Source organism: Rheinheimera sp. 4Y26, from assembly GCF_025245835.1.
Lineage (GTDB): Bacteria > Pseudomonadota > Gammaproteobacteria > Enterobacterales > Alteromonadaceae > Pararheinheimera.
The window spans coordinates 126,719-146,926 of the sequence record NZ_JAOBWS010000003.1 but is presented as its reverse complement, the minus strand read 5'-3'; the positions used below and the strand labels follow the sequence as shown (position 1 = coordinate 146,926).

Here is a 20,208-nt window from a genome sequence, read left to right as displayed (position 1 = left end):
GATGCAAATCTGGCAAGAGTTCCAGCAGCAAAGTCAACAATTTACTAAACGTGTATTTAATCGTCATCTCAGACTTGGTGTAACGGGTTTATCTGGTGCCGGCAAAACGGCTTTTATTACCAGCCTGGTGAATCAGCTGACCGCACCTGTCGCCTCGGTACAACTGCCTTTTTTCTCACCATTTAGCCAGCAACGTTATCTTGGCGGTCGCATTGATAGTTTGCAAAATATGCAAACTCCCCGTTTTCCTTATGAAAGTAATCTGCAGCAGCTGCAACAAGGCCAGTGGCCCGCTTCGACCAGCAGCTGGAGCCAGTTGTCGCTGAACTTACGCTATAGGCCGGCCAGCGGTCTGGCCGCTCAACTGACCGACTATCGTACGTTGCAATTAGATGTGGTGGATTATCCGGGCGAATGGTTGCTCGATTTGCCCATGCTGTCGCAGGATTATCAGAGCTGGTGTCAGTTCAGCTGGCAACTGTTTGAAAAACCACACAGAGCTGCACTTGGTGCTGAGTTTGCCGCCTATTTAGCACAGATTGATCTCAACGATGACTCTGAACAGCAGTTACAGCAACTGACAAATAAATACAGTGAGTTATTGCAGAAATTCCGAAGCGGGTGCCATGCCTGCCTGCTGCAGCCCGGTCGTTTGTTATTGCCTGCTGAGCTTGCAGGTACGCCGCTGTTGCAGTTATTTCCGTTATTACCGTCGCAGTTGCAGCAGCCGTCAAAATTATTAAACCGCTTGCAGCAACATTATGTCAGTTATCAAAAACTGGTGATCACGCCATTTTATCAACAATATTTTGCCGGTATTGATCATCAGGTGGTACTGGTGGATTGTTTGTCGGCGTTAAACGCCGGTTATGATGTATTGCAGGAGCTGCAGCAGGCTTTAATGCTGATTTTGCAAAGTTTTCAGTATGGCCCGACCGGTTGGTGGCGCAGATTGTTTAAACCGCGCATCAGTAAAGTGTTATTTGCGGCTAGTAAGGCCGATCAACTGACGCCGGAGCAACATAAAAATCTCACCTTATTGCTGCAACAGTTGTTGCAGCAACCGTTGCAGGATAGTCGTTATCAATATTGCCAGTCCGAAGCCATGGCGCTGTCGGCCGTGGTGTGCAGTGAATTTGGTCAGGTTCAGACGCCTGAGGGGGCGCAGCCTTGTTTGCGGGGCATTGCCGCCGCAACTGGCGAGGTTGTTACTTTATTCCCCGGTGAAGTGCCCTGGTCTATGCCGTCACCTTTGTTATTTCAGCATCATCAATTTGCTTTTCCGGTATTTTTGCCAAGGCCGATGCCACAACAGGTGCTGCCCCATTTAAGGCTGGATCAGGCGCTGGAGTTTCTGATTGGAGAACATATGACATGACGGACTTAAAAAAAGCCGTGGTATTTGATGAAGCTACATTTAGCGCGCTGCAAGCTAAAACCCAGGAGCAGCAGGCTCTGGCACCGGCACAACAGTTTGACCAGGTCGATTTTGCCACTGAAACCGCAGCGCCGGACAACAGCGAGGCACGGAAAACCTCGAGACAACAGTTGTTTTGGTGGGGCGGCGCCCTTGTCAGTGTCAGCGTGCTGGCGTTATGGCAGTGGGCCTCTTTTGTGGTCGACAGCTGGCAAGCCGGATTATTGCAAGGTGGTTTGGTGTCGGCGCTGACCTTTTTCAGCACTGCACTGCTGGCTCGCTTTGGTTATCAGCAGTGGCGACTTGGCCGCACTTTGCAGCAACGGCAGCAATGGCGTGAGGCAACAGAGCGGCTGGAGCAGTCGCTGCAGTTTGGTGAAGCCATGCCTATGTGTCAGCAAATTCAACACAGTATGCAGCAACAGGAACTTGTTGACCCTTTGTGGCAACAGTTTAAGCAACAGCACAAAGCCGAGTTTAGCGACGCCGAAGTACTGAAGTTGTTTGACAATACAGTGCTGACGCCTTTAGACAAAAGGGTAGAGCAACAAATCCGTCAGGCTGCGATGCAAACCGGTGTTGCGGTGGCGCTCAGTCCCTTTGCGCTTGCCGATATGCTGTTGGTGTTGTGGCGTGGCAGTTTAATGCTCAGAGAAATTTCGTTGTTGTATGGAGCCCCTATGGGCAAGCTGCGCAGTCTGCGCATGATTAAAAAATGTATCAAAACTTTGTTTTTTACCGGCGCCAGTGAGATGGCCATTGATGTTGGCAGCGATTTACTCGGTGCAGAACTGACCGGAAAGTTATCGGCGCGGCTGGGTCAGGGTGTTCTGGCAGCTATCCTGGTGGCGCGGCTTGGTCGTTTTGCCCAGCAAGAGCTCAGACCTTTACCGACTAAAACAGCAGAGCCGATGTTGCTGCGCCAAATTGCCAGCGATTTATTGAAAAAGCTTAAACCAGGGACAACTGCAAACTAATTTTTACATCAGCGCATTTTTTGCCATTGGATTTGCTGTAAATGCAGACAGACAGATGTCCGCATGCCTTGTGCTCTATATAACTAATTTGCTTTGATTAAAAATAAATCATCTAAGGCAGTATTTTTTGTTATGAGCAGTCAACAGCAGTTTAAGCACGCAGAAACCCAATGTATCCATGCCGGTAAAGTGAAAGACGCCCAATATGGTGCACTGGCCACCCCTTTATACCAAACCTCCACTTTTGTGTTCGACAGCGCTGAGCAGGGCGCTGCGCGTTTTGCCGGTGAAGCGCCGGGGTTTATCTACACCCGCCTTGGCAACCCAACCACCCGTGAGCTGGAGCTGAAAGTTGCAGCCCTTGAAGGCATGCAGGACGCAGCAGCAACTGCAACCGGCATGGGCGCGGTTGCCGCTGCCACTATGGCATTTTTACAGCAGGGCGATCACCTGATTGCCAGTAAAGCCATTTATGGTTGCAGTTTTGCCCTTTTTAATCATCAGTTTGCCCGTTATGGCATTGAAGTCAGTTTTGTCGATATGACCGACCATGCAGCTGTGGAAGCAGCGCTTAAGCCAAACACCAAAATGTTATTCGCTGAAACGCCAATCAACCCAAATCTGGTGGTGCTGGATCTGGAGTTTTTAGGCAGTTTCTGTAAAAAACACGGCATTTTATCGGTGATTGATAACACCTTTCTGACACCTTTATTGCAGCAACCTGCGCGTTTTGGCATTGATATTGTGCTGCACAGTGCCACTAAATATCTGAACGGTCATGGTGACTTGGTCGCCGGTATTATTGTGTCTGATGCAGAAAAAATTCAGACCATTAAACTCACTACGCTCAAGGATATGGGGGCAACTATCAGCCCGCATGATGCCTGGTTAATTATCCGCGGTTTAAAAACCTTGTCAGTACGAATGGAGCGCCACTGCGCCAATGCACAGCGTGTGGCGGAATATCTGGCCAGACACCCGGCGATTGACACCGTGTATTACCCGGGCTTGCCGGAGCATCCCGGGCATCGTTTTATCGGTAAACAAATGAAAGCAGCCGGTGGCGTTCTTGCCTTTGAACTGAACGGCAGTCTCGATGATGGCCGTTATTTTATCAATCAATGCAAGCTGCTGAGCCTGGCGGTCAGTCTGGGGGATGCTGAGTCCCTCATTCAACATCCGGCGTCGATGACGCACAGTCCTTACACTGCAGAAGAACGTCAGGCGGCGGGCATCAGCGATGGGCTTATTCGCATTTCGGTGGGCCTGGAACATGTTGAAGACATTATTGCCGACCTGGAACAGGCCTTGGTAAAGATGCAGCAACAGCAAAAATAATCTTTATTAATCAATGGTATATATTTTTGATTTGAGATTGCTGTAAAAAAATAATTACAAAGCTGCAGTGCCGATTTCATCACCAACGATTAACAGCCGGATCCCAATCATCTAGGATCCGGCCATCAAAGCCCGCCATCAGAGTCTCGGGCGAAGCAGAATCAACAGGTCGTAACATGAGCAAATATGTGTCAAAACAATCGGACGCCAATGGTTTTATCGCTTGGTCGGACGAAGAAAATGAAATCTGGAGTGCGCTGATCAACCGTCAGTTGTCCTGCATTAAAGGAAAGGCTTGCGATGAATATATGGCGGGTCTGGAAAAATTAAATTTACCCACAGACCGCATCCCGCAACTGGAAGAAGTGAGCAAGGTATTGCGCGCCACCACTGGCTGGGAATGCGCTGAGGTGCCGGCACTCATCAGCTTCGACCGCTTTTTTGAATTGCTGGCCAACAAAAAATTTCCGGTAGCAACTTTTATCCGCAGCAAGGAAGAATTTGATTATTTGCAGGAGCCGGATATTTTCCACGAAATTTTTGGCCATTGTGCCATGTTAACCCATCCGGATTTTGCTGAATTTACCCATATCTATGGCAAGTTAGGCCTGGCAGCGAGCAAAGAAGACAGGGTCTATCTGGCACGTCTGTACTGGTTCACCATTGAGTTTGGTTTATTACAAACCGACGATGGCCTGCGTATTTATGGCGGTGGTATTTTATCCTCTCCTGGCGAAACCCAATATGCCATGCATTCTGATGTACCAGAGCGTAAAACACTGGATGTCATTGATGTGCTCAGAACGCCATACCGCATCGATATCATGCAACCTATTTATTTTAAAATTAATAAGATCCGCGACTTATTCGACATAGCTCAGTTGGATCTGATGGCGCTGGTGCAACAGGCAAGAGCTCTTGGTATGCATGCGCCTAAATTTGAACCCAAACAGAAAAAAGCCAGCTAAGCGCCGGTAATAGCAAGATCAACAAGGACAACAGAGAACTACCATGACTGAATTAGCTGTAATGAAATGTGAAGCCTGCCGCGCTGATGCGCCAAAAGTGTCTGACGCCGAATTGCCGGAACTGATGCGTCAGTTACCGGACTGGGTGCCGGTCGTGCGTGATGGCATTTTGCAACTGGAGCGCAGCTACAAGTTTAAAAACTTTAAACAGGCCTGGGCATTTCACAATAAAGTGGCGCAAATGGCAGAAGAGGAAGGCCATCACCCGGCATTACTGCTGGAATGGGGTAAACTGACAGTCACCTGGTGGTCGCATTCGATTAAAGGCCTGCACAAGAACGACTTTATCTGCGCCGCTAAAACCGACCAGCTATTGGCTGACTAAAGCCTTTTCACTGATAACTAAAGCTGCTACGGCAGCTTTTTTTATTGTCTAAAGGAAATTGTTCACAATAGTTTACAAAAATACTGGTCTGCCTTGCGTAGGATGCCGTATCATGAAGTAACCCCATCAGCAAAAGGTGTGAGAGGCAATGCGTTTAGAAATCCACTGCCAGGACCGGCTTGGCATAGCGCAGGAAGTCCTGAATATTCTGGTGCATTATCAGATCGATTTACGCGGCATCGAAGTTGACCCTGTTCTCGGGCGGATGTATGTCGCTTTCCCAACCGTTGATTTTGAAAAGTTTCAGGAGCTTATGGCAAAAATTCGCCGTATCCCCGGCGTTGACGATGTAAAAACCACCGCATTTTTACCTTCTGAGCGTGAACACAACGAATTATCTACTTTGCTCAAAACCCTGCCCGACGGCGTGATTGCCATCGACACCAAAGCCAATGTCACCATTATTAACGAAGCCGCGCTACAAGCGTTGTCAGTGAATGAAGCCGACGTAGCCGGGCAGTCGCTGATGAATATGGTCAAAGGCTTTAACTTTTTACGCTGGCTGGAAAGTGACGATGTGCTGGCGCAAACCCGCCGGTTGGAGCTGCACGGTAAAAGATTTATTGCCGATATTCTACCGGTGATGGTGCCGGATGAATCTGGCCATGAAATTCTGGCAGGCGCGGTGATCAACTTAAAATCTGAAAGCCGGCTTGGCGAGCAGATGGTGGTGTTTAAAAAAGGAGATCAGGAAAGTTTTAACAACCTGCAAGCCACCAGCAATGTGATGCGCCGGGTAGTGCGCGAAGCGAAAAAAATGGCCCAGCTTGATGCCCCTATTCTGATTGTTGGTGAAACAGGTACTGGTAAAGAACTGTTGGCCAGAGCCTGCCATGCCGCCAGCAGCAGAGCGGGCAAGCCTTTTCTGGCAGTGAACTGCGCGGCCATGCCCGACAATGTCGCCGAGTCTGAGCTTTTTGGTTATGGCCCGAATGCCTTCCCTGGCACTGTTGAAGGCAAAAAAGGCATTTTTGAACAGGCCAATAAAGGCACAGTGTTTTTAGATGAAGTAGGGGAAATGTCGCGCGAGCTGCAAACCAAGTTATTAAGGTTTTTGCAGGACGGCAGCTTCCGCCGTATTGCCGATGAAAATGAAGTGCGTGTGGACGTACGGGTCATTTGCACCACGCAAAAAGATTTACCTGGTATGGTGCAGGAAGGAACCTTCCGCGAAGACTTGTATTACCGGCTCAATGTGTTAACCCTGGCGTTACCACCGCTTCGGGAGCGCAAACAGGATATTCTGCCGCTTGCTGAATCTTTTATCAGTCGTTTTTCCGCAAGGCTGGGTCGTAAAGCTCCACGGTTAACGGACGATTGTGCGCAGTTTATTCAGCAATATCCGTGGCCTGGTAACGTGCGGCAACTGGAAAATGCGCTGTATCGTGCCGTAACTCTGCTCGAAGGGTATGAGCTGGATAAAGAACAATTGCAGCTGCCAAGCTACACCAATGACTTTGGTTATCTGGAAAAAGATTTTGATGGCACTCTGGACGAAGCGGTGAAACGTTTTGAAGCCAATTTGCTGCGTAAACTATTCCCGGCTTATCCAAGTTCACGGCAATTGGCGAAAAAGCTCGGGCTCAGCCACACTGCTGTGGCCAATAAACTGCGTGAGTACGGTATTAATCGCAAGAGCGTAAAAATATAATTACGCTTTGTGCGTTAATCTATACTCTGATGACGCTGGGATCCCATGATTCCGGCGTTTTTTTTACTGATTTCGGGAAAGTCAGCATTTCGTATAGCAAAGCGTACAAAACGGCTGTTTTAGCCACTTTTGCCCATCTGCAGCCGGCCCCTTCCATTTTTAGCGGATAGCTTCAAGATATAAGGATAAAACAAGACCTTATCTTTGGAGTATGCTGATGTTTGACCCTATTAACCCTTTAGGAACCGATGGTTTTGAGTTTGTTGAATACACTGCTGCAGACGCAGAAGGCATCAACAAGTTAAAACAACTATTTGCCTCACTCGGTTTTACTGAAGTTGCCCAGCATCGTTCGAAACAAGCCTGGTTGTACAAACAGGGTGATATCAATTTTATTATCAATGCGGAGCCAAATTCTCAGGCAGAAGCCTTTGCCCGTGAGCATGGCCCAAGCGTTTGTGCTATGGCATTTCGGGTCAAAGACGCTGCAGCAGCACTGAAACATGCGGTTGCCAATGGTGCCAAAGAATACAAAAACCAGATTGGACCGATGGAGCTGAATATTCCGGCTGTTTATGGCATTGGTTCAAGCCTGTTGTATTTTGTCGACCGTTATGGTCAAAGCTCGGTGTATGACATCGACTTTAAATTTTACGACAACTGGCAGACCGAAATGTCGGCACACGGTGTGGGCCTGGAAGTGCTGGACCACTTAACCCACAACGTGCGTCGTGGCAATATGAATCTGTGGGCTGGTTTTTATGAAAAGATCGGTAACTTCCGCGAAATCCGTTATTTTGATATCGAAGGTAAGCTGACCGGTTTAGTATCACGCGCCATGACTGCGCCTTGTGGCAAAATCCGTATTCCAATTAACGAATCTTCAGACGATAAATCTCAGATCGAAGAATTTATCCGTGAATACAAAGGTGAAGGCATTCAGCACATTGCCTTAACCACTGAAGATATTTACAAAACAGTACGTACTTTACGTGAGCGTGGCATGGACTTTATGCCAACACCTGACACTTATTACAACAAGGTGAACAGTCGTGTTGTAGGTCATGGTGAAGATGTGGACATGCTGCGTGAGCTGCGTATTCTGATTGACGGCGCGCCGGAAAAAGATGGTATTTTGCTGCAGATTTTCACCAAAACTGTGATTGGTCCGGTGTTCTTCGAAATTATCCAGCGTAAAGGCAACGAAGGTTTTGGTGAAGGTAACTTCAAAGCCTTGTTTGAATCTATTGAAGAAGACCAAATCCGTCGTGGAGTACTGGCAGATGCGTAAGTGGGCGTCCTTTCCGATTAAAGAAGGCAATGTGTCGCGTCAGGCGCATGCCGACTTCCCTGAGCAGGCGATTTATGAGCGTGAAACCGGTCGCAGTGGCTTTTTTGGCCCGGCGTCGCATTTGCATCATACCCATGCGCCAACCGGCTGGAGTGACTGGCAGGGCCCGTTGCGGCCACGACTGTTCAACTTTAACCAGATTGGCGAAGATCAGAGCAATTCCCCGTGGTTAGTGCCTGATTTGCTGCACAATGCGCATTGCAAAATGCGCACCTGGCGCATCGACGCGCCGATGGATTATTTGGTGCGTAATGCCGATGGTGACGACCTTCTATTTATTCACGAAGGCAGTGCCGAGTTTTATTGTGACTATGGCCATTTAACTTTGCGTGATGGTGACTATGTGGTGATCCCAAGGTCGACCATGTGGCGCCTGGTGCCAAACGAACCTTTGTTTGTGCTGATGATTGAAGCGACCAATGATTCATACCAGCTGCCGGAAAAAGGCCTGGTGGGCAATCATGCAATTTTTGACGCCGCTATGCTGGACACGCCAAAAATTGACGACGCTTTTAAAGCCCAGTACAGCGAAGTGGAAACCAAAGTTCAGATCAAACGTCACAACAAAATTTCCACAGTAACTTTCCCCTTTAACCCATTGGATGCGATTGGCTGGCATGGCGATTTATCGGTGATGCGCATTAACTGGCGGGATATCCGGCCATTAATGAGCCACAGATACCATTTGCCGCCATCGGCTCATACCACTTTTGTGGCGCAGCGTTTTGTAGTTTGTACCTTTGTGCCAAGACCGATTGAAAGTGACCCTGGTGCGTTAAAAGTGCCGTTTTATCATAACAATGACGATTATGATGAAGTGCTGTTTTATCATGCCGGTGACTTCTTCAGCCGCGACAATATCGAACGCGGTATGGTGACTTTTCACCCGGCCGGTTTTACCCATGGCCCACATCCAAAAGCCTTCCAGGCCGGCCTTGAGTACCGGAAAAAGTTTACCGACGAAGTGGCAGTTATGCTTGACACGCGCGACGCGCTGGAAGTGGGGCCTGCGGCTGAAGCGACGGAAAATCCGGATTATGTGAACAGCTGGAAAGTAAAACCTGCAACCTGATGCACTATGCAGCCTGAACAATACAATTCAGGCTGCAACACAATAGAATTGATAGGAAATGTAAGTTATGAAATTAGCCAGTCTGAAAAATGGCAGTCGTGATGGTCAGTTGGTGGTGGTCAGCCGCGATTTAACAAAAGCGGTGGCGGTGCCGCATCTTGCTGCCACTATGCAATATGCGCTCGACCACTGGTCAAGCCTAGCACCTGCTCTGGCCGAAGTTTATCAGGGCCTGAACCAGGGCTCAGTACAAAACGAGTTTGCTTTTGATGAGGCTGCTTGTGAGTCGCCATTACCCCGTGCTTATCAGTGGGCTGATGGCAGTGCTTATGTCAACCATGTTGAGCTGGTGCGCCGCGCCCGTAACTCTGAAATGCCACCAAGTTTTTGGACAGATCCTCTGATGTATCAGGGCGGTTCAGACGACTTTATTGGTCCACGTGATCAGATTGAAGTGGTATCTGAAGACTATGGCATTGATTTTGAAGGTGAAGTTGCAGTGATCACCGGTGATGTACCTATGGCATGCACACCGGAGCAGGCTGCCAGTCAAATTCGTCTGGTGATGCTGGTCAACGATGTGTCTTTACGTGGCCTTATTCCAAATGAACTGGCCAAAGGTTTTGGTTTTTTCCAGTCTAAACCTGCGTCGGCCTTTAGCCCTGTGGCGGTAACACCGGACGAGCTGGGTCAGCACTGGCACGACGCCAAACTGCATTTACCTCTGGTGTCGCATTTGAACGGCAAACTTTTTGGTAAACCCAATGCCGGTGTGGATATGACCTTTAACTTTGGTCAGTTGGTTGCTCATGCTGCCAAAACCCGTAACCTCGGCGCAGGCGCTATTATTGGTTCTGGTACAGTGTCAAACAAGCAGGGCACTGACTATGGCACTTCGATTGACGAAGGTGGGGTAGGCTACAGCTGTATTGCCGAAGTGCGGATGATTGAAACCATTCGTGATGGTAAACCTGCCACAGCTTTTATGAAATTTGGTGACCGCATCCGCATTGAAGTGCTGGATGAGCAGGGACAGAGTGTTTTTGGTGCTATTGATCAGCAAGTGGTGGCTTATCAGCCAGGTCGCTGAAACGCAAAGATCAATAAGGCAGACAAAAAGCTACTCTGATGGGTAGCTTTTTGTTATGTGCGGTTTTTATTGCAGGAGCATGTTATGGAATTTTACAGTTACTGGCGTTCATCGGCGGCCTACCGGGTGCGTATTGCCCTGGCACTGAAAGGGTTGCAGCCCGATACCCGTTATGTGCATTTGTTAAGAGAAGGCGGCGAGCAGCGTAGTGCCGATTATCAGGCATTGAACCCGGCGCAGCTGGTGCCTGTGCTGGTGGATGGTGATTTAAAACTGAATCAGTCGCTGGCGATTCTGGAATATTTAGAAGCATTACACCCAACACCAGCTTTATTGCCAAAAGATTTAAAGTTGGAGATGCAGGTGAGGGCCGTGGCGCTCGATATCGCCTGTGACATTCATCCTCTGAATAATCTGAGGGTGTTGCAGTATTTGACCGGGCCACTTGGCCTCAGTGAACAACAGAAACTGCACTGGATCCAGCATTGGTTGCAGCAAGGTTTACAAGCGTTGGAGTTGCGTATCCAGAAAACTGCAGGCAGCTGTTGTTTTGGTGATGAAGTCACCTGGGCGGATATTTGCCTGGTACCACAAATTTATAATGCGGTGCGTTTTAGTCTGGATTTGTCTGCTTATCCAACCTTAAAGCGGATTTATCAGCACTGCACCTCGTTGCCGGCTTTTATCATAGCTTCACCTGAGCAACAACCTGACGCGCAGTAAAAGTCAAATTGGCAGCGGCCGATGACAGCTGATGGCCGCTGCATTTGCGCAAAATCCCTAGTGGTAAAACAGGCTGGCATCAGGCCCGGACTCTGTGTTACAACATCAGCAAAGTTGTCGTTGCAGCGAAGACTCTTCCTCCGCATTGTCAGTTCAAGTTGGCTACAATAACAAGAGTCCCGCCTTTGCCGGAGTTTCGCAGTGAATCAAGAACCCACTCAGGCTTTTGTAGCCATTTTGGTTGTGCCGGATCCGCTGGCGCAGGCTTCCCTCAGACATTTGCTGCAACAGTCGCTACCTGAATGGGTTTGTCATTATGTTGCCGACGCTAAAATTGCCAGGCAATTACTGAAAACAGAAACCGTCACTTTATTACTGACCCAATGGCTGCAGCCGGAAGACAGTGGCGATTTGCTGCTGGATTTTTGTTGTCGCCACAGTCCGGCAACAGTACGGGTGCTGTTGTCGGATAAAAACACCGATCCTTTATTGTTGGCGACCAACCATGCCGCGCAAATTTTGCTGTCGTCGCCGGTCAGTGATCAGCAATTTATCCAGCTGTTTTTGCGGGTGCAGCAGCTGTACAGTGGCAATTTTACGGCGCATAGCCGTTATCAGCTTGGCCAGATTTATTCGCTGCCGGTGCAGCAGAATCATTATCAGACCCTGCTCCAGTTGTTAGATGATGCGAATAGCAGCACGCACGCACTGGCTACGGCTATTGCCCGCGAAGCGCCATTGGCAGCGAAGCTGGTGCAAATTGCCAACTCCGCTTATCTGGGATTTAGCCGCCAGACTGTTGATTTAGCCGAAGTGGTGGTGCGTTTAGGTCGCTCCCTCATTAAAGCCGTGGCTTTTGCCGTGCAGTTGCATAGTCAGTATGAAGGCAAGATCCGGCCGGATTTACATCAGCAGTTATTGCATGAATCTTTTGAACTGGCCGGCATGGCAAGTCAACTGGCCAAAACCCAGCAGGGAGGGGCGTCTCTTGCTGACAAAGCGTTTTTAGCCGGCTTATTACAGGTGCTGGGGCCTTTGGTGTTATTGTCGGCCATGCCACTGCAGCTGCAACGTTTAACCGAAGAAGATATGTTTCAGGAGGGGATCCCTGATCATTGCCTGATCAGTGCTTATTTGTTGTTATTGTGGGGATTTGATCAGGATATTTGTGACGCCGTGATGTACCGGCTGAGCTTGAATGAAGTGGCGGAGCCGGGTTTATTACAAACCATTTTGCATCTGAGTTCTTATGTGCTGATGTTTCGCCGTCAGCAACAGGATGAGAGTTTACCAACCCCCTGCTGGCATGCATTGGCGCAGTTTAAACTGACGGACACCTTTTGTCGTTTACAACAGCAGGTGACGGAGCCTGAATTATGAAAGTTGTATTACCCAAAAAATGGCTGAATGCCACGTTGTTTTATGTTGGATGTGTGGGGCTTTTGTTTCAACTTGCCGCCGCCCTGACCATCTGGTGGCATAGTTACGATCATCCAGGCATGCCTTGGTATATCTGGCTGGCGCCTGTGATGCTGATATGCTGGGGGGTATTGCCGGCTTTACAGTTACAAAATGAACATCCCGGTCAAAAAGGCGAAGTCAGACTAAAAGTTTAGTTTTGCGACTTTGTCGGCCTGCCAGGTTTTCAGATATTTTTTACGTTATGTGATAATCGAAGGCTGGTGTTTAAACATAGTGATAAAGCTCTGCTTTAACATCCACTCATTGTTATCAAATTCAGTTTCCGAACTTTTTCCGCCGGGCAAACTTAGCCCGGCAAAAGCAACCGGCTTGGTTGAAGTCAGACACCTGTAACTTTCAGTTTTTGCCCCGGTTGTAAGGTGCTGTGCGCTTGCAGCGCATTCCAGCGTATTAAATCTGCGACTTTCACTTTGTGTTTTCTGGCAATTTTATCCAGCGAATCACCGCTTTTCACTGTATAGCGGGCAGTGCCTTCATTTGAGCCTTTGTTCTTGCTGTTTTTGCCCTGGCTGGTTTTTGCTGTTGCCGGGATCAGAATTTTTTGGCCGGGTTTTAATGCGGCGCTTTTGGTCAACTTATTCAGTCTGGCCAGCTCCATTAAATCCACTTTAAACTCCCGGCTTAAATCCCACAGATTATCCCCGGTTTTTACCTGATATGAGCGCGGCTGCGACGGTTTTTTGCTACCGGCCTTTTCAGTGCGCTGATTGCCTGAGGCTGCAAAAGAACCTGATGAAAATGCAGCGCCGGGCAAAGCCAGTTTTTGGCCTATTTTCAGTTGGTCTGAGCTGAGTTGATTAGCTTTTCGAAGTGCAGCAACAGTGACCTGATAACGTTTGGCAATGCTGCCCAGACTGTCACCTGATTTTACAGTGTAACTGTCTGTTGTTACTGAAGGTTTTTGTAGTTTAAGTTGTTCGCTCTGGCGGTTAAAGGAGTCAACTTTATCCAGCGGTAACACCAGTGAATAAGGACCGCCAGGCGCAGTGGTGCTTTTTCTAAAAGCCGGATTGAGTTTCCGAAGTTCAGTTAATGATAACCCCGCCAGGCTTGCAGCTTGTGCCATATCTACAGGGCCTTTGATGCTGGCAAAGCCTATGCTGGGTTTGTTGGCGATATAACCCCAACGTACGCCATAATGTTCAGGTTTTTGTACCAGATCAATCAGCGCCAGCCATTTGGGCATATAAACGGTGGATTTTCTAGGCAGGTTCAAAGACCAGAAATCAATAGGCCGGCCCGCTTGCTGATTTCGCCGGATGGCTCTTTCGATAGTGCCTTCGCCTGAATTGTATCCCGCGACAGCATTGAGCCAGTCCTGACCTAAAAGTTGATACAGATATTGCAGGTAATCAAGGGTGGCTGCTGTAGATGCAATCGGATCTTTGCGCCCGTCATACCATTCGTTGCGTTTGAGGCCAAAGTTTCGTGCCGTTTGTGGCACCATCTGCCATAAACCGGCTGGCGCACCAGCCTGAGCCAGCGGATTAAATGAGCTTTCCACTATCGGCAATAATGCCAGTTCAACCGGCATCTTGCGTTTTTCCAACTCAAGCACAATATGATACAAAAAGGGTTCGGCTCTTCTGGATACTTCGTCCAGCAGCTTTTGATGTTTTTTGTAAAATGCTCTTTGTGCGCGGATGTCGGCATTGTCCGGCACTGAAATACTGACTTGATGGCCAATACGTTGCCAGACGGAGTCAAACTGAGAAAGTTGATTCTGTGGCGCGCTGGCAGATTGATGGTTTTGAGTCGCAGGCCCGGGTTGCGTTGTGTTATCGGGTGTGACTGTTTCTGATTGCGATGTGTCTTGCATTGGCTGTTGTGATGAGTCAGATACCGGACGTGCGGTACAACTGACCAGTGCCAGTACAACAAAGGTCAATACAAGTTTTTTGAACACAAGCATCCGTTATCTACCATTTTTAATACAATTTAACTGTGGTGCCAGCCACCGCAAATACCGCCTTGTTCCCTGCAACAATGCTGCGGCAAAAAGAGCGGTATGTTACCTGCTCCTGAGGTGAATGCAAGTTTGGCTTAATACCTGTCTTTCCATAACCTTAAAAAACGAAACAAGTCGCTGCCGTTCTGTTGCTGCCAGCGCTGTTGTAATGCCGGCATTTCACAACGTAAATAAGGATTCATTTGCCGCTCTTTATCCAGACTGGATGGCAGTGTTGGCAGATTGACAGCACGCTTTGCTTCACACCAAACCCGGTATTCGACTATGGCGTTGTTATCTGGTTCCACTTCATGTGCAAATTGCAGATTGGCCAGGGTATATTCGTGGGTGCAGTAAATTTGGGTGTTGCTTGGCAGTGTGTTTATTTTTTGCAGCGACTGGTACATTTGCTGATGTGTACCTTCAAATAGACGGCCACAACCGCCACTAAACAGGGTATCACCACAAAATAGCACCGGCTCTTGCTCAGGGAGCTGACAAAAATAAGCAACATGTCCCAGCGTATGGCCGGGCACGGCCAACACGTTAAAAGTTAACTGAAGTTCTTTCATCGCAAACTGCATCGCATCACTGACAATATGGCAGTTTTTTAACTGGTGTTTGGTTTTGTCGCGCTCGCCTGCACTGATATACACTGCTAATTCTGGCCAATGCTGTTGCAAAGCCGGAATGCCGTCTACATGGTCCCAGTGATGATGAGTGACCAGAATGGCGACAGGCTCCAGCTGATGAGCAGTTAAAAAAGCATGGACGACTTCGGCGTCACCCGGGTCAACCAACACAGCTTTGTGCTGATGATGCAGACACCAGATATAGTTATCTTTAAATGCAGCTATGGCGGTGATATGGTACATCTGATTGATCTCTTTAGATTATTTTGTAATTCACCTGTTTTAGTATAAGGGCGCCAGCACAATGAAACCTGCATTAAGCCGACACATTCCTGCCACAGTACCACTGCGCTGGACTGATTTTGCCAGCGGCCAGGCGCTGTCGCAGCAGCTCGAAGCGCAGTTTAACTTATGGTGGCCACGGATCTTTGGTTACCACTTGCTGAAAGTTGGTGATTTGAGCAGTGCCCTTGATACCAGCGCCTGCAGCATTAAGCACCAGATCAGGCTGGCAACTCAAGCTGAACTTGCCACTGTAATGGCCGACCCTGATGATCTGCCTTTTATCGAACATGCAGTGGATGCAGTGTTGCTGGCGCATTGTCTGGAATATACACAGGACCCACACCATGTGATCCGTGAAGCCCACCGCGTGTTGATGCCAGACGGTTATTTGTTGTTAAGCGGTGTTAATCCGGTGAGTCTGTGTGGGCTGTTAAAACTCTGGCCAGGCTTACAACATCGTTTACCCTGGACGGGGCGGTTTTTTAGCATGGCAAGGGTGAAAGACTGGCTGCATTTGCTTGGATTTGAAGTTTTGTACGAACAGCGGCTGTTTTGCAGCAGCATGTTGTCGGAGAAAAACAGTTTGCCTGCCTTTAAACTGTGGGCAGAGCAGCATTTGCATTATTTCGGCGCCGCTTATGTGCTGGTTGCCCGCAAAAGAACCTTGCCGCTGACACCGATTAAACCTAAATGGCAGCTCACCAATAGCTTTAACCCAGCGGTAAAAGGCATCAGCGCCAGGCAGCAGAGTTAACTTTGTCGGTCAATCACCTATGCTGAAGTGGGGCAGGCTGTACTGAAGTGATTAGAACGGACGCGTGGACAGCTTTGTTGCCTGCACTTGGAGTGAAAAGAGCCCGTGTAGCGTAAAGAGCCGGCGTAGAATAGAAAACGCAGCAAATTAGTTGAACTTTAACGCCGGCTGCTCAGGTATTTATCCAGCGCATTACCAAATTTTTGTTTGTCTTTATTGTCCAAAGCCGCCGGGCCACCACTTAGCAGGCCGCTGCCGCGCAGCTCTTCCTGAAAGTTACGCAGTGTCAGACGCTCGCCAATATTGTTTTTATCCAGTAAATCACCCCTTGGTGTGATCACCAAAGCGCCTTTGGCAATTGCAGCAGCGGCCAGCGGAATATCCTGAGTGATCAACAAGTCCCCCTGCATAATGTCGGCGGCGATTTTATTGTCAGCGACATCAAAACCAGAGGGCACATGTACAGCTTTAATCAGCGGACTTTTTGGCAGTGGAATAGGGTGGTTTGACACAAAAATCAGGGATGTTGCGGTTCGTTCGCCGGCGCGACATAACATGTCACGGCATACCTTGGGGCAGGCGTCAGCATCAATCCATATGGGCATGAAAAGGCTCCTGCATTTGTAATTCTTTTACACAATGAACTAAAGGCCCTATGGCTGTTGTTTTTAAATACCAGGGATTGGCATTGAGCAAGGTTTTGGCTTGCTGATTGCTTAATTGCATAAAACGTAAGTCCGGATGACTGCTGCCAGGTTGCGGTTTTTCAACAAAACCCAATTGCTGATAACAATGTGCAGCGAGGTGGTTGTGTTTAAACACAAACAACGAAAAATCAAGTTTGGGGTTTTGTTGTAATGCTCTTGCCATTAACGAAAGCAACAACACATAACTCAGTTGTTTGCCACGATATTGTGGCAACACCAACAAACGCGCCAGATGATGTTTGCCAAAACGGTCACAAATCTGACCAAAGCCAATCGCAGTGCCGTGCAGACTGAGCTGATAACTTTCAGTATCGGGTTTGTGTAACTGATGCAAAAACTGCAGTTTATTCACCGGGTAAACAAAACCCTCGCCACCCCACTGACTAAGCGCTGCAGCACTGTCAAAACAGCGGCTCAGCGCCAGGCAATCGTCAATATTGGCGCTTTGCAGCTGATAATCCGACATGCTTAGAGTCCTCCCCCGGCCCGGAATTGATAAATAACAGCACTGAGCGTGATAAAAAACAGCAGAGTGGTCAGGTACCAGCTCCAGCGATAAAAGGGCTGCTGATAAAAGTTTTTGTCAGACCAAATCCAACTCAGCATTACCCAGGAAATAACGGCTGACAGCGCAAAGACCCACTGAAAGTTGTTATTTATAATGCTGAGCAACGTTGACACAGCACCGGCCAGCGCCAACAACAGCCAGGACAACACAGTGATCTTCTTTTTATGGTGATTCAGAGGTGTATCTCCGCGCTGACTCAAAGCTTTTGTTTACCACATTAAATCATCAGGGATCTTAAAGTCGGCATAAGGGTCGTCTTCCGGCAGCTGTTCATCCTGCTGGTTGAGCACCAACACAGCCTCGGGCAAGCGCTGTTGTACTTTTTCTGCGATCTGGATCGGAATCAGGTGGTACTGTTCGCCGACTTTAGCGATGGCAATCAAACCTTTGACCAGTTGTTGTTGTACTTTTTCACTGACGTAAATACGTTTTACCAGAGTGCCGTCTGTAAAGTTAAAGGCAATCTCACCTTTGTGCGGCAAACTGTTTAACTCAACAATTTGTTTCACCTGAGCGGCCAGTGCTTTTTTGGCTAAGGCTTCAGTTTTTTGCCGGTTCAGCTCCTGATCTTTGGCAATCTGAGCCTGCCTGCTTTGTTCGGCAAGAATAGCTGCTTCATTCACCACTACACCGTTTTTGCCGGCCTGAACCCGCTCTTTGTGTTTTTCTTTTTTAATCGCATTGAGTTTTTTTGCATTACCAAGGCCAGCCTTGAGCAGCTGCTCCTGCAGAGATTTACTCATTTTGGTTTCCCTAAAAATCCGGTTTGGCTTTATTGTTTCATGTTCTTTCCAAGTTGCAAAGTGGCTCAGTGCTGGCACAAATGCTGACGATGTGTTGGCTTTTCGGTTATGCTATGCAGGTTTTTTCTTAATAAAGAGAGTCTGCTTTGCCATTTCGCGATTTAAAACTTGACCCCAGGATCATCCGCTCCATCGACCATCTGGGTTTTACTCAGCCAACGCCTATTCAACAGGAAGCAGTGCCTGCGGTGATGGTCGGTAAAGATTTGATTGTTTCGTCAAAAACCGGGTCAGGTAAAACGCTGGCATATTTGCTGCCGATGATGCAGCGCCTGTTAAAAAGCCGGCCTTTGTCACAAAAAGATGCCAGAGCCTTGATCCTGGCGCCAACCCGCGAACTTGCTTCACAAATTTATGCGCAGTTGCGTTTATTTGTTGCCAATACCAGACTCAGCAGCGCCTTTATTGTCGGTGGTGAAAACTTTAACGATCAGGAAAAACTGTTAAAACGCCAGCCCGATATTATTGTGGCAACACCTGGGCGGCTTGCAGATCATCTGGAGCATAAAAGCTTTTTTATTCAGGGGCTTGAAATGTTGATCCTGGATGAAGCCGATCGGATGCTCGACTTGGGCTTTATGCCACAGTTAACCGCTATTCATAAAGCCGCCAATCACAGGTTGCGCCAGACATTGATGTTTTCGGCCACACTTGATCACGCAGATGTAAACGAACTGGCTTTATCTTTATTAAAAGACCCTTATCGTGTGGCGATAGGTGCTGGCTACGACCCACATAAAGACATTCAGCAGCAGTGTTATTTTGCAGATAACTTAACGCATAAAGAAGCGTTGCTGAAGCACTTCCTGGCCACAGAACAAATCAAACAACTGATCATATTTACCGCCACCCGGGAAGATACTGACAGGTTGGCCTTATTGGTACAGCAAGCCGGTTTTGCTGCTGTTGGTTTGAACGGTAAATTAACTCAGGCACAGCGTAACAGCGTGATGCAGGCATTTGCCAGCAACAAATATCAAATTTTGGTGACCACAGATGTCGCATCCCGTGGTCTGGATTTGCTGCAGGTGTCGCATGTGATCAACTTTGACATGCCTAAACACCCGGAAGAATATGTGCATCGCATTGGCCGTACCGGACGGGCAGGGCAACAAGGCAAGGCTTTTTCTTTGGTCGGGCCAAAAGACTGGGATAGTTTTGTCCGTATCGAACAGTTTTTACGCCGGCCACTAGAGATGGCGGTGGTTGAAGCCTTGCCCGCAAAATTCGATGGCGCCAAAGCTAAACAAGCAAAGGTGATAACTAAAAAAGTTACGCCAACGCAAGCAAAACCGAAAAAAGTGAAGACAAATACAGCTACAGCCACCGATACAATGACAGTTAAAAAGTCGCCGAAGTTTTTCCAGGGTGGAGATGATGGCTCTGCGCCGATAAAGAAAAAACAAAAATAATCAAAGGTGCTTGTTTTTTATTCATTAAATGGTGCTACACTCGAGAAGTTATCAGCTCAAAAAACAGACGAGCATGATAGCAACATATTGTTTGTTAAGCCTGTCTTACAAACAATGGGTGCGGTCAGAACGCAGGGAATTTATTTTCTGCTCGAACAGCAATACCTATTGACCCAATTATGAGGTTCACTGATAATGGGGTTGTAATATGTACTAGCTCGAACGTGGCCGGTAATATTTAAGTCGCCAGTTGTATGGCAAATCTAGTTAAAGTAAGAGAATGTTATGTCACAATTAATTTCCGGTACCGTTAAGTGGTTCAACGAAGATAAAGGTTTTGGTTTCATCGAGCGTGAAGGCGGCAAAGACGTTTTCGTTCACTTCCGCGCTATCAACGGTACTGGTCGTCGTACTCTGGTAGAAGGTCAGAAAGTGACTTTCGAAGTAACTGAAGGCCAGAAAGGTCCTCAGGCTGAGAACGTAACTGTAGTTGCTTAATAGCAATATATAGTCAAAGTTTCTGTAAAGAGCCGGCTCAAGTAGCCGGCTTTTTGTTGCCTGTAATTTACTTAAAATTCAGTCGCT

The 20,208-nt window shown here is 48.1% G+C and carries 20 protein-coding genes; 15 read left to right on the top strand and 5 right to left on the bottom strand.

What is annotated here, in order from left to right:
* Window position 1 precedes the first annotated feature (1 nt).
* The 12 genes from N3Z11_RS06005 to N3Z11_RS05950 all read left to right on the top strand — a co-directional run bounded on the left by N3Z11_RS06005 (window position 2) and on the right by N3Z11_RS05950 (window position 12,648).
* The gene (locus tag N3Z11_RS06005; RefSeq protein ID WP_260656250.1) at window positions 2–1,378 is read left to right on the top strand and encodes a YcjX family protein; all 1,377 of its coding nucleotides are present in this window, start codon (window positions 2–4) and stop codon (window positions 1,376–1,378) included.
* Window positions 1,375–2,394 carry a YcjF family protein gene (locus N3Z11_RS06000; RefSeq protein WP_260656249.1) on the top strand — a complete coding sequence of 340 codons (1,020 nt, stop codon included), beginning with the start codon at window positions 1,375–1,377 and terminating at the stop codon, window positions 2,392–2,394. The genes N3Z11_RS06005 and N3Z11_RS06000 overlap by 4 nt, the downstream gene beginning before the upstream one ends.
* 132 nt (window positions 2,395–2,526) lie before the next feature.
* Window positions 2,527–3,732, top strand: coding sequence for a methionine gamma-lyase (megL, locus tag N3Z11_RS05995; protein WP_260656248.1), 1,206 nt, complete (start codon window positions 2,527–2,529; stop codon window positions 3,730–3,732).
* 188 nt (window positions 3,733–3,920) lie between these two features.
* Window positions 3,921–4,700, top strand: a complete 780-nt coding sequence (gene phhA / locus N3Z11_RS05990; protein WP_260656247.1) for a phenylalanine 4-monooxygenase — start codon at window positions 3,921–3,923, stop codon at window positions 4,698–4,700.
* 43 nt (window positions 4,701–4,743) lie between these two features.
* Complete coding sequence (locus tag N3Z11_RS05985; protein WP_260656246.1) at window positions 4,744–5,085, top strand: 4a-hydroxytetrahydrobiopterin dehydratase; 342 nt, start codon at window positions 4,744–4,746, stop codon at window positions 5,083–5,085.
* Window positions 5,086–5,233: 148 nt separating this feature from the next.
* Window positions 5,234–6,796, top strand: a complete 1,563-nt coding sequence (gene tyrR / locus N3Z11_RS05980; RefSeq protein ID WP_260656245.1) for a transcriptional regulator TyrR — start codon at window positions 5,234–5,236, stop codon at window positions 6,794–6,796.
* A gap of 217 nt (window positions 6,797–7,013) precedes the next feature.
* Window positions 7,014–8,087: a 4-hydroxyphenylpyruvate dioxygenase gene (hppD, locus tag N3Z11_RS05975; RefSeq protein ID WP_260656244.1), complete on the top strand. Its 1,074-nt coding sequence runs from the start codon at window positions 7,014–7,016 to the stop codon at window positions 8,085–8,087.
* A complete protein-coding gene (locus N3Z11_RS05970; RefSeq protein ID WP_260656243.1) occupies window positions 8,080–9,219 on the top strand; it encodes a homogentisate 1,2-dioxygenase in 1,140 nt (379 codons plus the stop codon). The genes hppD and N3Z11_RS05970 overlap by 8 nt, the downstream gene beginning before the upstream one ends.
* Before the next feature lie 67 nt (window positions 9,220–9,286).
* Complete coding sequence (locus tag N3Z11_RS05965; RefSeq protein WP_260656242.1) at window positions 9,287–10,309, top strand: fumarylacetoacetate hydrolase family protein; 1,023 nt, start codon at window positions 9,287–9,289, stop codon at window positions 10,307–10,309.
* An 84-nt stretch (window positions 10,310–10,393) separates the two neighbouring features.
* Window positions 10,394–11,032, top strand: coding sequence for a maleylacetoacetate isomerase (gene maiA / locus N3Z11_RS05960; RefSeq protein WP_260656241.1), 639 nt, complete (start codon window positions 10,394–10,396; stop codon window positions 11,030–11,032).
* Window positions 11,033–11,233: 201 nt separating this feature from the next.
* The gene (locus tag N3Z11_RS05955; RefSeq protein ID WP_260656240.1) at window positions 11,234–12,412 is read left to right on the top strand and encodes an HDOD domain-containing protein; all 1,179 of its coding nucleotides are present in this window, start codon (window positions 11,234–11,236) and stop codon (window positions 12,410–12,412) included.
* Window positions 12,409–12,648, top strand: a complete 240-nt coding sequence (locus N3Z11_RS05950; protein ID WP_260656239.1) for a hypothetical protein — start codon at window positions 12,409–12,411, stop codon at window positions 12,646–12,648. Before N3Z11_RS05955 ends, N3Z11_RS05950 begins: the two co-directional genes overlap by 4 nt.
* Before the next feature lie 185 nt (window positions 12,649–12,833).
* On the opposite strand, the gene N3Z11_RS05945 is transcribed toward N3Z11_RS05950, so the two are convergent.
* Window positions 12,834–14,420: a LysM peptidoglycan-binding domain-containing protein gene (locus N3Z11_RS05945; RefSeq protein ID WP_260656238.1), complete on the bottom strand. Its 1,587-nt coding sequence runs from the start codon at window positions 14,418–14,420 to the stop codon at window positions 12,834–12,836.
* A gap of 137 nt (window positions 14,421–14,557) precedes the next feature.
* A complete protein-coding gene (gene gloB / locus N3Z11_RS05940; protein WP_260656237.1) occupies window positions 14,558–15,337 on the bottom strand; it encodes a hydroxyacylglutathione hydrolase in 780 nt (259 codons plus the stop codon).
* Between the two features lie 61 nt (window positions 15,338–15,398).
* Here gloB and N3Z11_RS05935 point away from each other — a divergent pair, with 61 nt between their 5' ends.
* Window positions 15,399–16,133 carry a class I SAM-dependent methyltransferase gene (locus tag N3Z11_RS05935; RefSeq protein ID WP_260656236.1) on the top strand — a complete coding sequence of 245 codons (735 nt, stop codon included), beginning with the start codon at window positions 15,399–15,401 and terminating at the stop codon, window positions 16,131–16,133.
* A gap of 158 nt (window positions 16,134–16,291) precedes the next feature.
* Here N3Z11_RS05935 and N3Z11_RS05930 read toward each other — a convergent pair whose 3' ends face one another.
* From N3Z11_RS05930 to N3Z11_RS05920, 3 genes are all read right to left on the bottom strand, one after another.
* Window positions 16,292–16,738: a YaiI/YqxD family protein gene (locus N3Z11_RS05930; RefSeq protein WP_260656235.1), complete on the bottom strand. Its 447-nt coding sequence runs from the start codon at window positions 16,736–16,738 to the stop codon at window positions 16,292–16,294.
* Window positions 16,722–17,306 carry a GNAT family N-acetyltransferase gene (locus N3Z11_RS05925; protein ID WP_260656234.1) on the bottom strand — a complete coding sequence of 195 codons (585 nt, stop codon included), beginning with the start codon at window positions 17,304–17,306 and terminating at the stop codon, window positions 16,722–16,724. The genes N3Z11_RS05930 and N3Z11_RS05925 overlap by 17 nt, the downstream gene beginning before the upstream one ends.
* 311 nt (window positions 17,307–17,617) lie before the next feature.
* The gene (locus N3Z11_RS05920) at window positions 17,618–18,151 is read right to left on the bottom strand and encodes a DUF2058 domain-containing protein (protein WP_260656233.1); all 534 of its coding nucleotides are present in this window, start codon (window positions 18,149–18,151) and stop codon (window positions 17,618–17,620) included.
* Between the two features lie 146 nt (window positions 18,152–18,297).
* Here N3Z11_RS05920 and N3Z11_RS05915 point away from each other — a divergent pair, with 146 nt between their 5' ends.
* Both N3Z11_RS05915 and N3Z11_RS05910 read left to right on the top strand, forming a co-directional pair.
* Window positions 18,298–19,623: a DEAD/DEAH box helicase gene (locus N3Z11_RS05915; protein ID WP_260656232.1), complete on the top strand. Its 1,326-nt coding sequence runs from the start codon at window positions 18,298–18,300 to the stop codon at window positions 19,621–19,623.
* Window positions 19,624–19,908: 285 nt separating this feature from the next.
* Window positions 19,909–20,121, top strand: a complete 213-nt coding sequence (locus tag N3Z11_RS05910) for a cold-shock protein (RefSeq protein ID WP_031565533.1) — start codon at window positions 19,909–19,911, stop codon at window positions 20,119–20,121.
* Window positions 20,122–20,208: the final 87 nt, after the last annotated feature.

Excerpts from the sequence above, each read along its gene's own strand:
- N3Z11_RS05950 (WP_260656239.1), top strand. The coding sequence starts at position 12,409 with ATGAAAGTTGTATTACCCAAAAAATGGCTGAATGCCACGTTGTTTTAT.
- N3Z11_RS05965 (WP_260656242.1), top strand. The coding sequence starts at position 9,287 with ATGAAATTAGCCAGTCTGAAAAATGGCAGTCGTGATGGTCAGTTGGTG.
- hppD (WP_260656244.1), top strand. The coding sequence starts at position 7,014 with ATGTTTGACCCTATTAACCCTTTAGGAACCGATGGTTTTGAGTTTGTT.
- N3Z11_RS05930 (WP_260656235.1), bottom strand. The coding sequence starts at position 16,738 with ATGCCCATATGGATTGATGCTGACGCCTGCCCCAAGGTATGCCGTGAC.
- megL (WP_260656248.1), top strand. The coding sequence starts at position 2,527 with ATGAGCAGTCAACAGCAGTTTAAGCACGCAGAAACCCAATGTATCCAT.
- N3Z11_RS05935 (WP_260656236.1), top strand. The coding sequence starts at position 15,399 with ATGAAACCTGCATTAAGCCGACACATTCCTGCCACAGTACCACTGCGC.
- N3Z11_RS05970 (WP_260656243.1), top strand. The coding sequence starts at position 8,080 with ATGCGTAAGTGGGCGTCCTTTCCGATTAAAGAAGGCAATGTGTCGCGT.
- tyrR (WP_260656245.1), top strand. The coding sequence starts at position 5,234 with ATGCGTTTAGAAATCCACTGCCAGGACCGGCTTGGCATAGCGCAGGAA.
- N3Z11_RS06005 (WP_260656250.1), top strand. The coding sequence starts at position 2 with ATGCAAATCTGGCAAGAGTTCCAGCAGCAAAGTCAACAATTTACTAAA.
- N3Z11_RS06000 (WP_260656249.1), top strand. The coding sequence starts at position 1,375 with ATGACGGACTTAAAAAAAGCCGTGGTATTTGATGAAGCTACATTTAGC.
- N3Z11_RS05910 (WP_031565533.1), top strand. The coding sequence starts at position 19,909 with ATGTCACAATTAATTTCCGGTACCGTTAAGTGGTTCAACGAAGATAAA.
- N3Z11_RS05925 (WP_260656234.1), bottom strand. The coding sequence starts at position 17,306 with ATGTCGGATTATCAGCTGCAAAGCGCCAATATTGACGATTGCCTGGCG.
- N3Z11_RS05985 (WP_260656246.1), top strand. The coding sequence starts at position 4,744 with ATGACTGAATTAGCTGTAATGAAATGTGAAGCCTGCCGCGCTGATGCG.
- gloB (WP_260656237.1), bottom strand. The coding sequence starts at position 15,337 with ATGTACCATATCACCGCCATAGCTGCATTTAAAGATAACTATATCTGG.
- maiA (WP_260656241.1), top strand. The coding sequence starts at position 10,394 with ATGGAATTTTACAGTTACTGGCGTTCATCGGCGGCCTACCGGGTGCGT.
- N3Z11_RS05920 (WP_260656233.1), bottom strand. The coding sequence starts at position 18,151 with ATGAGTAAATCTCTGCAGGAGCAGCTGCTCAAGGCTGGCCTTGGTAAT.